This window comes from Pseudomonas sp. 7P_10.2_Bac1 (assembly GCF_025465935.1).
GTDB lineage: Bacteria > Pseudomonadota > Gammaproteobacteria > Pseudomonadales > Pseudomonadaceae > Aquipseudomonas.
Genome location: NZ_JANLNV010000090.1, coordinates 284,428 through 297,222 on the forward strand (window position 1 = coordinate 284,428; position 12,795 = coordinate 297,222).

Annotated in this window: 9 protein-coding genes; 5 read left to right on the forward strand and 4 right to left on the reverse strand. The window is 57.4% G+C overall.

Annotated features, from left to right (window positions below):
• The first annotated feature begins 3 nt into the window (after positions 1-3).
• The 3 genes from NTD86_RS22500 (at position 4) to NTD86_RS22510 (ending at position 2,174) form a co-directional block, all read left to right on the forward strand.
• The gene (locus NTD86_RS22500) at positions 4-603 is read left to right on the forward strand and encodes a class I SAM-dependent DNA methyltransferase (protein ID WP_262205550.1); all 600 of its coding nucleotides are present in this window, start codon (positions 4-6) and stop codon (positions 601-603) included.
• A complete protein-coding gene (locus NTD86_RS22505) occupies positions 600-1,301 on the forward strand; it encodes a glycosyltransferase (RefSeq protein WP_262205552.1) in 702 nt (233 codons plus the stop codon). The genes NTD86_RS22500 and NTD86_RS22505 overlap by 4 nt, the downstream gene beginning before the upstream one ends.
• Positions 1,302-1,373: 72 nt before the next feature.
• Entirely contained in the window at positions 1,374-2,174 is an 801-nt protein-coding gene (locus NTD86_RS22510; RefSeq protein WP_262205554.1) for an endonuclease/exonuclease/phosphatase family protein, read from the forward strand.
• Between the two features lie 32 nt (positions 2,175-2,206).
• Here the strand turns inward: NTD86_RS22510 and glgB are convergent, their stop codons facing one another.
• From glgB to NTD86_RS22525, 3 genes are read right to left on the reverse strand one after another with little or no spacing between them, the layout of a single operon-like run.
• Positions 2,207-4,438 carry a 1,4-alpha-glucan branching protein GlgB gene (glgB, locus tag NTD86_RS22515; RefSeq protein ID WP_262205555.1) on the reverse strand — a complete coding sequence of 744 codons (2,232 nt, stop codon included), beginning with the start codon at positions 4,436-4,438 and terminating at the stop codon, positions 2,207-2,209.
• On the reverse strand, positions 4,438-7,785 hold the full coding sequence (gene treS, locus NTD86_RS22520) for a maltose alpha-D-glucosyltransferase (protein ID WP_262205557.1): 3,348 nt from the start codon (positions 7,783-7,785) through the stop codon (positions 4,438-4,440). The genes glgB and treS overlap by 1 nt, the downstream gene beginning before the upstream one ends.
• A 58-nt stretch (positions 7,786-7,843) precedes the next feature.
• On the reverse strand, positions 7,844-9,841 hold the full coding sequence (locus tag NTD86_RS22525) for an alpha-1,4-glucan--maltose-1-phosphate maltosyltransferase (RefSeq protein WP_262205559.1): 1,998 nt from the start codon (positions 9,839-9,841) through the stop codon (positions 7,844-7,846).
• A 212-nt stretch (positions 9,842-10,053) separates the two neighbouring features.
• Here NTD86_RS22525 and NTD86_RS22530 point away from each other — a divergent pair, with 212 nt between their 5' ends.
• Positions 10,054-10,218, forward strand: a complete 165-nt coding sequence (locus NTD86_RS22530; protein ID WP_262205560.1) for a hypothetical protein — start codon at positions 10,054-10,056, stop codon at positions 10,216-10,218.
• Between the two features lie 2 nt (positions 10,219-10,220).
• Here NTD86_RS22530 and NTD86_RS22535 read toward each other — a convergent pair whose 3' ends face one another.
• Positions 10,221-10,718: an MgtC/SapB family protein gene (locus NTD86_RS22535; protein ID WP_262205561.1), complete on the reverse strand. Its 498-nt coding sequence runs from the start codon at positions 10,716-10,718 to the stop codon at positions 10,221-10,223.
• A gap of 340 nt (positions 10,719-11,058) precedes the next feature.
• Between NTD86_RS22535 and mapR the strand changes: the two genes are divergently transcribed.
• Entirely contained in the window at positions 11,059-12,468 is a 1,410-nt protein-coding gene (gene mapR, locus NTD86_RS22540) for a GntR family transcriptional regulator MpaR (RefSeq protein ID WP_262205563.1), read from the forward strand.
• Positions 12,469-12,795: the final 327 nt, after the last annotated feature.

Genomic DNA, 12,795 nt, shown 5'->3' on the forward strand with positions numbered 1-12,795 from the left:
ACAATGAGCGTTCCCACCACTTTTTTTGACCAGCTGTACCAAGACAGTCCAGACCCTTGGGCCTTTCGCGAGCGCTGGTACGAACAGCGCAAGCGCGCCCTGACACTGGCCTGTTTGCCGCGCCAGCAGTATCGATCGACCTATGAATTGGGTTGTGCCAATGGCGAGTTGAGCGCTGGCCTGGCCCTGCGCACCGAACAACTGCTGTGCTGCGACGCATCGGCCAAGGCCGTTGAACTTGCTCGCCAACGGTTGCGTGCCTGCCAGAACACCCATGTGCAACAAAGCCGCTCCCCGGCAGATTGGCCGATGGGCAGCTTTGACCTGATTGTGCTTAGCGAAATGGGTTATTACCTGGACGCTGCCGACTTGCGCGAGCTGATTGCGCGGACCCTGAACAGCCTGGCCCCGGATGGCCATTTTTTGGCCTGCCATTGGCGCCCGGCCATTGAAGGGTGCGCACTGACCGGCGATCAGGTCCACAACATGTTGGATGAGCTGCTTGGGCTTGAGCGACTCGCCCATCACAGTGAGGATGATTTTGTACTTGACGTCTGGGGCCGTGACCCCGGCTCAGTGGCCAGCCAGGAGGGCCTGCGATGATCGGCATTCTGATACCCGCACACAACGAAGAGGCTCTGCTGGCCAACTGTTTGCAATCGACGCTGATGGCGGCCGCACATCCCCAACTTGAGGGTGAGGCTGTCAGGGTGATCGTGATACTCGACAGTTGCAGTGACCGCTCTGCCGAGATTGCCGCCTGTTTCGACGTCAGCGTCTTGCAGATCGAGGCGCAGAATGTCGGGGCTGCACGCGCGCTCGGTGCGCAATGGTTGCTGGAACGCGGTGCACGCTGGATCTCCTGCACAGACGCAGACAGCCTCGTCGCAGACGACTGGCTGGTGGCCCAATTGGCGCTGAAAGTGGATGCGGTGTGCGGCACGGTAAGGGTAGATGACTGGGGCGAGCTGATTGATGCAGCGACCCAAAGCCGCTACCTCAACGCCTACGAGGCACGCGACGGCCACCGGCACATCCATGGCGCCAATCTGGGCTTCAGTGCCAAGGCCTACCTGCAGGCTGGAGGCTTTCTGCCCCTCACGTGCCATGAAGATGTCCATCTGGTCAAACAGCTGCAAGCAAGCGGTGCAACCATCGCCTGGAGTCATCGACCCAAGGTCATCACCAGCGCCCGTCTGGACTGTCGTGCCCAAGGCGGCTTTGGTGACTATTTGAAGTCACTGCTAAGGTCACCTATACCTGATCAACATCAATCGAACCCGCGTAACGGTACGCTATAAATTGCCTGTGCACTCAGCACTCGGGCGCAAGCGGAGCCCGACCGACGTGAGCCATTCAGCACAGGAACACGCATGAGCCTTGATATTGCCGGCAACCTTATTGATTCGCCCGCCCCTGATGCAGTGCCTGATGTCCACCGGATGAAGGTCGTCACGGTCAACACCCACAAAGGCTTCACGGCCTTCAATCGACGTTTTATCTTGCCCGAATTGCGCGAGGCTGTACGCGAGACCGATGCCGACCTGGTGTTTTTGCAAGAAGTGCTCGGCGAGCATGGCAAGCACTCTTCCCGCTACGACCAATGGCCTGAGGTTTCGCAATACGAGTTTCTGGCCGACAGCATGTGGAGCGACTTTGCCTATGGCCGCAACGCGGTTTACCCCGATGGCCATCATGGCAACGCGGTGTTGTCCAAGTACCCGATCAAGTCCTATCGCAACCTCGACGTGTCGATCACCGGTCCCGAGCGGCGTGGTTTGCTGCACTGCGTACTGCAAGTGCCGGGGCACGAGCAGGTGCATGCCATTTGCGTGCATTTGAGTTTGCTGGAGAGCCATCGTCAGTTACAAATCGTGCTGTTGAACCAGTTGCTTAAATCCTTGCCATCTGCAGACCCGGTGATTATTGCCGGCGACTTCAATGACTGGAAACTGCAAGGCAACGCAGCCCTGTCGCAACGTAACGACTTGCACGAAGTCTTTGAGCGCCACCATGGAAAGCTCGCCAAAACCTATCCTGCACGCTGGCCACTGCTGCGTCTGGATCGCATCTATCTACGCAATGCCATCAGCCGGAATCCGATCATTCTCACCGGTAAACCGTGGTCGCATTTATCCGATCATTTGCCATTAATGGTCGAGGTGCACCTGTAAACGGCAGGGCGCGATCGCCCCTGCCTGGATGCCTATTCGCTTGTAGGCTGCAAAATCAACACACTAAGCGGTGGCAAGTTCAACGCCACCGATACCGGCTGCCCGTGACTGCTGACGTCGTCAGTGATCACACCCCCACCGTTACCATAGTTGGAACCGGCGTAGACCTCGGCGTCGCTGTTGAGCACCTCATGCCATCCTCCGGCAAACGGCACGCCAACGCGATAAGCCTCACGCGGTACCGGGGTAAAGTTGGCGACCACCAGCAGCGGCTTGCCTTCTTGGCTCCAGCGCAACCAGGCAAAAACACTGTTGGCCGCATCATCGCCAATCAACCATTGAAAACCGGTCGGGACATCATCCTGGTCGTGCAACTCTGGGTACTCGCGGTACAAGCGATTCAAATCCGTCACCAGCTTCTGCACGCCTTGGTGTTCCGGGTATTGCAACAGGTACCAGTCCAGTTGCTGGTCATGGTCCCACTCGCGCCACTGGCCGAATTCACAGCCCATAAACAGAAGTTTCTTACCCGGATGCGCCCACATAAAACTTAAATAAGCCCGCAAATTGGCAAATTTCTGCCAACGGTCTCCGGGCATCTTGTCGATCAGCGAGTGTTTGCCGTGCACCACTTCATCGTGGGAAATCGGCAAAATGAAACGTTCGCTCCAGGCGTACACCAGGCCAAAACTCAACTCGTTGTGATGATGAGCGCGATACAGCGGGTCTTGCTGGATGTAATGCAACGAGTCATGCATCCAGCCCATGTTCCACTTGTAGGAAAACCCCAGACCGCCCTGAGCGGTGTCCTGGCTCACACCAGGCCACGCTGTTGACTCCTCTGCAATCATCAATGCCCCGGGCGCTTCGATGGCCACTACGTCGTTCAAATGGCGTAGAAAGTCGATGGCCTCAAGGTTCTCCCGACCGCCCAGGCGGTTCGGCACCCACTCTCCCGGCTTGCGCGAGTAGTCGCGGTACAGCATCGAGGCCACCGCATCCACACGCAAACCGTCGATATGAAAATGCTTGAGCCAATGCAAAGCCGAAGCCAGCATAAAGCCGTGCACCTCGGTGCGGCCAAGGTTGTAAATCAGGGTGTTCCAATCGGGGTGAAAACCTTCCAGCGGGTTGGCGTATTCATATAACGCCGTGCCATCAAAATTCGCCAGCCCATGGGCATCATTGGGAAAATGCCCGGGCACCCAATCGAGGATGACCCCAATACCGGCCACATGGCAGGCGTTGACGAAGGCTGAAAATTCATCGGGTGATCCGTAACGCGCGCTCGGGGCAAATTGGGACAGCGGCTGGTAACCCCATGACCCTCCGAACGGATGCTCCATGATGGGCATCAGTTCTATGTGCGTAAAACCCAGTTGCTGCACATAGGGAATCAGCCTTTGCGCCAACTCTGGCCAGCTGTATTGGCGACCCACCTCGCCGGTCTCATCAAGCTCGCATTGCCATGAACCGGCATGCAACTCATAGATAGACAGCGCCGCCGCGGGACGTTGATGGTGAGCGCGCTCCTGCATCCAGGTGCAATCTTGCCACTCCACTGACAGCGGCGAGGCGACGATGGAGCCAGTAAGCGGCGGCAGTTGCGTCGCCAGCGCCATCGGGTCGGCCTTGAGCAATAACGCATCGTCAGCGCTCAGTACTTCGTACTTGTAAACCTCACCGGCGCCCAACCGCGGAATGAACAACTCCCAGACACCGCTTGGGTGGCGCAGACGCATCGGATGACGGCGGCCATCCCAGTTATTGAAATCGCCGACTACCGAAACACGTTTGGCATTAGGTGCCCACACCGCGAAACGCACACCGGGTACATCGTCAACGGTGGTGACCTGCGCGCCCAGGCAATGGCTCAAGTCGCGGTGATTACCTTCGGCAAACAGGTACAAGTCCATTTCACCCAGCAGCGGACCAAAGCTATAGGGGTCTTCACTGGTTTGTTCAGTGCCCGCCCAATTGATACGCAAACGATAAGGCTGCACATCTGCAAAGCGCGCGCCGAACAATCCAGGCACTTGCGTGGCAGACAGCTCCCCAATGAGTTCATCACGGTCACGTTCGAGCACCTTGACGCTCAGGGCACCCGGCAGAAATGCCCGGATGATTTGCCCACCCAAATCGTCTGGATGCGGCCCTAACACGGCAAATGGATCTGGATGCCTGGCGTCGATCAAAGCCTCGATATCAGGCCGCGCAGGCAATATCGCGTGCAGCCCGCCCTCACTGTCCTTACTTGAACTCATCACTGCTCTCCATCAGGTAAAGGCTTGGCCATGCTTGGCAAGTGGGAAAGCAAATCGCTCAAGCCCTGCAAGGGCACATGCAACCAGGCAGGTCGATTTGCTGCTTCATAGATAATTTCGTAGGCCGCCTTCTCCAGACTGAACAACCGCAAAGCGGCCTCTTCACTGTCTGGCCCTTTCCAGCGATGTTCAAGGCTGGCGGTGGCCAGCCGATAGGCATCGATCAAAGCCCTGCGCGACTCCTTCACATAACGCTGCACCACCCGCTGTCGCGCCTCGTGGGCGTGGTCGGAGTGGTCAGATTGCTGCACGTTGCTGATCGCCATGGCAGCGGCATAGTCAAAAGAACGCACTACACCGCTGACGTCCTTGTACGGGCTGTGTTTGCTGCGCCGCACCGCCAAAGAGCGAGCCGGCTCGCCTTCAAAGTCGATGAAATAAGCATCCCCCTGCACAACCAGCACCTGCCCCAGATGCAAATCGCCATGCACCCGGATCTTCAGCCCACCCAAGGTTTGACGGGCCAACTGCTGAATGTCATCAGCAATAGCCGTTTGTTGAGCCAGCAGTGTATTGACCTTCGCCTGGTGTTCTGGCGAGAGAGCCGGCAGGTGTTTTTTGAGTTGCTTGAGTGCCTGCTTCACCTGGGCGGTGATATGGCTCGCCCACTGCCTGGTATCAGTGGCGTCCGTTATTTGCGGGGCGAAATCAGGGTTGTCATGCGCTTGCGCCAGCACCCCATGCAGCTCGCCAAGGCGCTGGCCCAGCAGCGCTGCAAAATCCGCCAGTTCAGCCAATGCGTTGTAATGCTGGGGAAGCGCTGATTGGCTATCGGCCAACTCATCGCGAATCGCCCGTTCCAGGCTGTTGTGGGTCCATGTCCAGGCATCGCCCTGATTGTCCAGAAAGCCCTGAGCAATCATCAGCAACGTGTCTTCACCTTGTGCGTCGCGACGGACCACAGCCCCTAGCAACGGCGAAATATTGGCAAACCCGGCGGCGGTCAGATAGGCGCCCATTTCCAGCTCCGGGTGCACACCGCTGCTCAATTGCCGCAAGAGTTTTAACACCAGTACGTCACCCACAACGACCGAACTGTTGGACTGCTCGGCGTTGAAATAACGCACCTCACTGTCGGTATCGAGCGCCAGCGCCGCCATTTCTGCGCTGGCACTGAAGCTTATCGTGCCCGCGGGGGTGCTAAGCGCCTGGCCTTGTTGCATGGCATGAAGCACGCTGTGCACGAAGGACTCAAGGCTAAAAGCGTCTGTCAGATAGCCCACCCGTGGCCCGCGCCGCAATCGAGACAACACCAGGTGCTGCGCCAGCGCGCTGCTGGGCTGATCTTCGCCAAGGCCGCCCAGCGGCAATTGATAACGATACTGCTGCCCGTTGCCGGAGACCTCGATTTCTGTCAGCAATACTGGGTTGCCGGCATCGCCGAAGATCGCAGCGTTAGCCATTTTCGCCGATTCGATCGGCACATCCTTTTGTCCAAACCAACGGCGTTTGGGCAACCACACGGGTAGCACTTCTTTTTCCAGCGTGGTGCTCACGGGCGGCGCGACTAACTCCTCCAGCCCTTTTTTGAGAACCAGCGTCAACAGCTCCGGCAAGCTGCTGGACGGTTCAGTATGCCAAGCAGGCATCTGATTCTCGCTGGCCAGCACGAACCAGTAAAAACCATAGGGTGCCAGGGTGAGCATGAAATCCAGTTGCCCAATGGGCGGAAAAGCGTTCCCCCCCAGCATTTCCACCGGGACGCGGCCGGCAAACTCAGACAAACCAAGCTCGACGGCTTGCGCACTGCGCGACACATTGGCCACACACAGAATGGTTTCTGTGCGGCCTTGCTCATCGGTAAATTGGCGAAGGTAAGCCAGAATTTTCCAGTTACTCGGCGAGAGCATTTTCAAACTGCCGCGCCCGAAGGCTTTTTGCTGCTTGCGAACACCCAACAGACGGCGTGTCCAGTTCAGCAACGAATGCTGATTACCCGCCTGCGCTTCAACATTGACCGACTGATAGCCATAGAGCGGGTCCATGATCGGCGGCAACACCAGGCTGGCAGGATCGGCCCGCGAAAAACCGCCATTGCGGTCCATCGACCACTGCATGGGGGTACGCACCCCATCCCGGTCACCGAGGTAGATATTGTCCCCCATGCCGATTTCATCGCCGTAATACAGGGTCGGCGTGCCTGGCATCGATAGCAGCAAGCTGTTGAGCAGTTCGATACGTCGGCGGTCTCGCTCCATGAGCGGAGCCAGGCGTCGACGTATCCCCAGATTGATCCGTGCCCGCCTGTCGGCAGCGTAATAGTTCCACAGGTAATCGCGCTCTTTGTCGGTGACCATTTCCAGGGTCAACTCATCATGGTTGCGCAAGAAAATCGCCCACTGGCAGTTCGCCGGTATTTCCGGGGTTTGCCGCAAAATATCGGTAATGGGAAAACGATCCTCCTGTGCCAACGCCATATACATGCGGGGCATGAGCGGAAAGTGGAAAGCCATATGGCATTCATCGCCATCAATGCCATCGGTGTCGCCAAAATACTGCTGGGTGTCTTCGGGCCATTGGTTGGCCTCGGCAAGCAGCATGCGGTCAGGGTAATGCGCGTCTATTTCTGCGCGGATCTGTTTGAGGATCTGATGGGTTTCCGGCAGGTTTTCATTGTTGGTGCCATCGCGTTCGATCAAATACGGAATGGCATCCAGACGCAGGCCGTCGATCCCCATGTCCAGCCAAAAGCGCATCACTGAAAGCACTTCTTTCATGACCTGCGGGTTGTCAAAGTTCAGGTCGGGCTGGTGAGAATAAAAACGGTGCCAAAAGTATTGCCCGGCGACCGGGTCCCAGGTCCAGTTCGAGGTTTCCGTGTCCAGAAATATAATCCGCGTGCCGTCATACTTTGTATCAGTGTCCGACCACACGTAGTAGTCACGGGCCTTGGAACCAGCCTTGGCATGACGGGCTTTTTGAAACCACGGATGTTGGTCTGACGTATGGTTGATCACCAACTCGGTAATGATCCGCAGGCCACGGGCGTGGGCCTCTTTAATAAAATGCCTGACATCGGCGAGCGTGCCGTAATCCGGATGAACACCGCGATAGTCGGCAATGTCATAACCGTCATCACGACGCGGAGAGGGATAAAACGGCAGCAGCCACACGGTGTTCACGCCCAGCTCGGCGATATAGTCGAGCTTGCTGATCAACCCGGGGAAATCACCGATGCCGTCGTTGTTTGAATCAAAGAACGACTTGATATGAACTTGGTAAATCACCGCGTCTTTGTACCAGAGCGGGTCTTTTGTGAAGCGGGTCGAGGCGTTTTGCTTTGTCATGGGAAATACACCTGCTGAGTGGGTTGCCCGCGACTACACAGCCGCTTCGGGAACGGCCTTAAAGAGGTTTGATTCGCCAGATGCCAAACGGCTGATGCCAGGGCTCCAGGCGCATCCATTGGGTTTTGCCGTACCAGGTCCAGCGATGCCCGTTCATCAAGTCCTCACCTGAGGTCTGAGCGTCATCGCCCAGGCCCATCTCCCATAACGGCAACTCAAAATGCGCTTCCTGAGCGTTGTGCGGGTCCAGACTCACGGCCACCAGTACAAAGTTGCTGCCATCGGCACTGCGTTTGCCGAAATACAAAATGTTGTCATTCCAGGCGTTGTACAGCGTTAAACCCAAATGACTGTGCAAGGCGGGGTTTTGACGTCGAATGCGGTTGAGCTGGGCGATTTCGGCCACAATGTTGCCCGGCGCGTCGTAGTCACGAGGGCGAATCTGATACTTCTCCGAATCCAGATATTCCTCTTTGCCGGGCAATGCCTCGGCCTCACACAGCTCGAACCCCGAATACATGCCCCATAAACCCGAACCCATCGTCGCCAGCGCTGCGCGGATCAAAAAACCGGCGCGCCCGCAGTGCTGTAGAAACAGCGGATTGATATCGGGTGTATTGACGAAAAAATTGGGCCTGAAACATTCGCGCAACGGGCTTTGATTGAGCTCGGAGAAATACGACGCCAGTTCCGCCTTGGTGTTGCGCCAGGTGAAGTACGTGTAGCTCTGGGAGAACCCGACCTTGCCCAAACGCGCCATCATGGCCGGCGTAGTGAAGGCTTCAGCGAGAAAAATCACGTCGTTGTGCAAGGCCCGCACATCGGCAATCAACCATTGCCAAAAGGGCAACGGCTTGGTGTGGGGATTGTCCACCCGAAAAATCTTCACGCCCTCTTCCACCCACCCCAGCACGATGTCCCGCAACTCCAGCCAGAGCCCGGGGATTGCATCGGGTGCGTAAAAATCGACATTGACGATGTCTTGATACTTTTTCGGCGGATTCTCGGCGTAACGAATCGTCCCGTCAGGCCGCCAGTTGAACCAGCCGGGATGCTGCTTGAGCCAGGGATGGTCGGGGGAGCATTGAATGGCAAAATCCAGCGCAATGGCCAAACCGTGATCGGCAGCGGCCGCTACCAGTCGACGAAAATCCTCACGGGTCCCCAATTGCGGGTGTATCGCGTCGTGCCCACCCTCTTCACTGCCGATGGCATAGGGGCTGCCGGGGTCGAGCGGACCGGCCTGCAACGCATTGTTTGGGCCTTTGCGGTGACTGCGCCCCACAGGGTGAATGGGCGGGAAGTACAGCACGTCAAAGCCCATGTCATGAATCATCGGCAGGCGTTCAATCACGTCATTGAACGTACCGTGCCTGGCAGGATCATCCGTGGCTGATCGTGGAAAAAGCTCATACCAGCTGGCGAATTCTGCCAGGGGGCGCTCGACCTCTACCGGGAACTCATGACTGAAACTCACATACGCATGGTGCTGGGCTTCGGCCATCAGCCGGGCGCTGTGTTCATGCATGAACAACGCGACCTGTTCAGTCTCCAGCAACCCGACCAACTGACCGAGGAGTGTCTTGAGCTGCTCTTTCAATTCATCGTGTGAACTGTCAATCGCGCGCTGCACCAGGATTCGCCCTTCCTGCAACTCCAGACTGACAGGGATGCCAGCCTGATACTTCTTCTGCAATTCGTGACAGAAACTGGCATACCGATCAATCCAGGCCTCAATGCAAAAAACGTAACGCCCAGGCTCAGGCACCCAAAAAGCTCCCTGCCAAGTGTCATTGCCTGAAAACGCCATGGACGAAGCCGACCATTCATCGGAGCCGGACAAACGCCAGTGCAACATCACCGCCAACTGGTCATGTCCGTCAGTGAACACTTTGCTGCTCACATCTATGCTCTGATCGACAGTGGCCTTGACGGCATATTCGCCTGCTTCCAGCACCGGCGAGACAGATTCAATGGCGATGCGTGGCAACAACAAGGCCTGAGACAGCGCCAAGGGCGCAACAGCGTCAGGGTCCAGCGGGAAATCAGCATTCATCGAGCTCACTCCTCACGCCCGTGGACGTTCATCGGTGGTCGTTTCAAAGCACATTCCGGCATGTGCACCGGCAACCTAAAGTGGGAGCAACAGGGCCCTTCAAAAGTTCAGACTAAATGCGGGCGTCCGTCCGGTGGCTGGACGGAACCACCCGTTATGAACTGCGGTCGATCCGATATGCAGCAAAACCATGCAGCTATGAGGCCAACGCCATGAATATCCCTATTGCGCCTGAAACACCTGCCCCTGATACCGATAACCCCGCCCTGCCGCCAGATGAGCCGGAACCGGTTCCAGAGCAAGATCCGCCCGGCCGTGATCCTGCCCCGATTGGAGACCCACCTGATGAACAGGCCCCCATGAAAGCCGACCGGTAGCGTCAGCGCTTTTCAAACAGATTCAGGATCTTGGGCATCACGCTGAAAATGCAAAAGGCCAGCAACGTACTGAACACTGCCGTTGACTCTCGGCCCATGCCGGCCGCCACCCCGATGGCCGCGGTCATCCACAGGCCCGCAGCGGTGGTCAGGCCCTTGACATGCTCATCATCTGCGCCGCCAAACCGGGATTTGAGAATAGTCCCTGCGCCCAAAAAACCAATGCCGGCGATCACACCCTGCACCACCCGACTCATGGCATCCTCTTGTGCGCCGGACATTTGCGGCACCAGCACAAACAAAGCCGCGCCCAGCGCCACCAGCATATGCGTGCGCACCCCTGCCGCTTTGCCCTGCTGCTCGCGCTCAAAGCCCAAAATTCCGCCCAACACAGCCGCGATCAACAGGCGGACAGTAATTTGAGTCAATTGCCGGGCATCCGTAATGTCAGCGAACTCCGCCACCAGCGTGAGCCAGACTTCATGCAGCCATGCATCCATTTCCTGGGCCTCCGGGATTAACGTTGAGCCTGTTCATGTTTAACACCTCAGCGAGAGAATCGTTCACGCGTGGCTGCTTAAACGTGTCATCGGGCCCGTTCGAGGTCTATTGCTCCGAGTGGCTCATCAGCCCCTCTCAACACCGCGTATGGCTGGGCATGCAGGCGCCTGACGGATTGCCGCAAACACACCTCCCCGTTAATCTGGTCTGCTTTTTAATCAGATAGCTGAGTCTGGTATGCAAACAGTTCGCAGGCGATAGTGCTGATCATTTATACCGTTGATTGGTTAAACCCTACCCGGTAGCCGCTTGCCCCAGAACTAGCCGAGCTTTTTGTCCATGAAACGCTACGAGAAATTTGCTGACGATATTGCCGAACTGATCCGCTCCGGTGTGTTGGGCCCTGGCCAGCGCGTGCCGTCGGTGCGCTATGCGAGCCAGACGTATGGGGTGAGCCCCTCGACGGTGTTCCAGGCGTATTACCTGCTCGAGCGCCGCGGCCTGATTCGTGCCAAGCCGCGCTCGGGGTATTTCGTCAACACTCACGCGCCCAGCCCGTTTAATGAACCGGAGGTCAGCAGCCACCCGACCGAGTCCACCCAAGTGGATGTCAGTGATCTGGTGTTTTCGGTGCTGGACTCCATCAAAGACCCGAATACCGTGCCTTTGGGCTCGGCCTTCCCAAGCCCCACGCTGTTCCCGCTGCAGCGTCTGGCCCGTTCCATGGCCACCGCCAGCCGCGAGATGGACCCGCGCATGGTGGTCACTGACATGTCGCCGGGCAACCCGCAGTTACGTCGGCAGATTGCTCTGCGCTATATGGTGGGTGGGCTGATGCTGCCCATGGAAGAGTTGCTGATCACCAATGGCGCGCTGGAAGCCCTGAACCTGTGCCTGCAAGCGGTGACAGAGCCTGGCGATCTGGTGGCCATTGAAGCACCGGCCTTTTACGCCTGCTTGCAGGTGTTGGAACGCTTGAAACTCAAGGCCGTGGAAATCCCGGTTCACCCCCGTGACGGCATGGACCTGGACGCCCTGGCACAAACCCTGGCACGGCACCCGATCAAGGCCGTGTGGTGCATGACCAGTTTTCAAAACCCGATTGGTGCCACCGTTCCCGAATCCAAAAAACAGGCCTTAGTCGAACTCTTGCGTGTGCATCAAGTGCCCCTGATTGAAGACGATGTGTACGCCGAGCTGTACTTCGGCCAGCACGCGCCGAAGCCGGCCAAAGCGTTCGATTCCGAAGGGCTGGTGATGCATTGCGGCTCATTCGCCAAGAGCCTGGCCCCGGGGTATCGCGTGGGCTGGGTGGCGGCCGGGCGCTTTGCGCAGAAAGTCGAGCGACTGAAGTTGATGACGTCACTGTGCCCTTCGATGCCGGCACAAGCAGCGATTGCCGATTACTTGCAGCACGGCGGCTACGACCGTCATTTAAGGCGCCTGCGCGATGCACTGGAAGATCAGCAAAGCGCGATGCTGGTGGCAATTGCGCGTTACTTCCCGGCGCAAACACGGGTCAGCAAACCGGCGGGGGGGTATTTCTTGTGGCTTGAACTGCCTGAACAGACGGACTCGCTCAAGCTGTTTCAGATGGCCTTGGCTCAAGGCATCAGCATTGCGCCGGGGCCGATTTTTTCGGCGACCCAACGTTTTAGAAACTGCATTCGCCTGAACTACGGCAGCCCGTGGGATGAAACCAGTGAACGCGCCATGGAAACACTGGGGAAGATTGTCCGGTCTTTTTAGACACACGCCACAGGGCATAGGAATCTACAGTTTGTGTAGTCGCTGCTGATGAATGGATCACCACATAGGTAACGGGTTTTGGGTCGATTCCGGTGTACACCGGGATAACGACTGAATACTTGGGTACATATCCATTGGATGGGTAATGGCCACTTAGGGTTACGGCCTCACCCCTCGGTGCCTCGCCGTAAGGGCGAAACCTGTAGATCGGCGTTGCGCATTCAATGGATATGTACACCGATCCCATAAAAGCGTTTTGGGCGAGTTCGCAGCCTGCGGTAGTGACTACAGGTTTGTAGTAAACAGGGTCACTGAGTACATATCCAT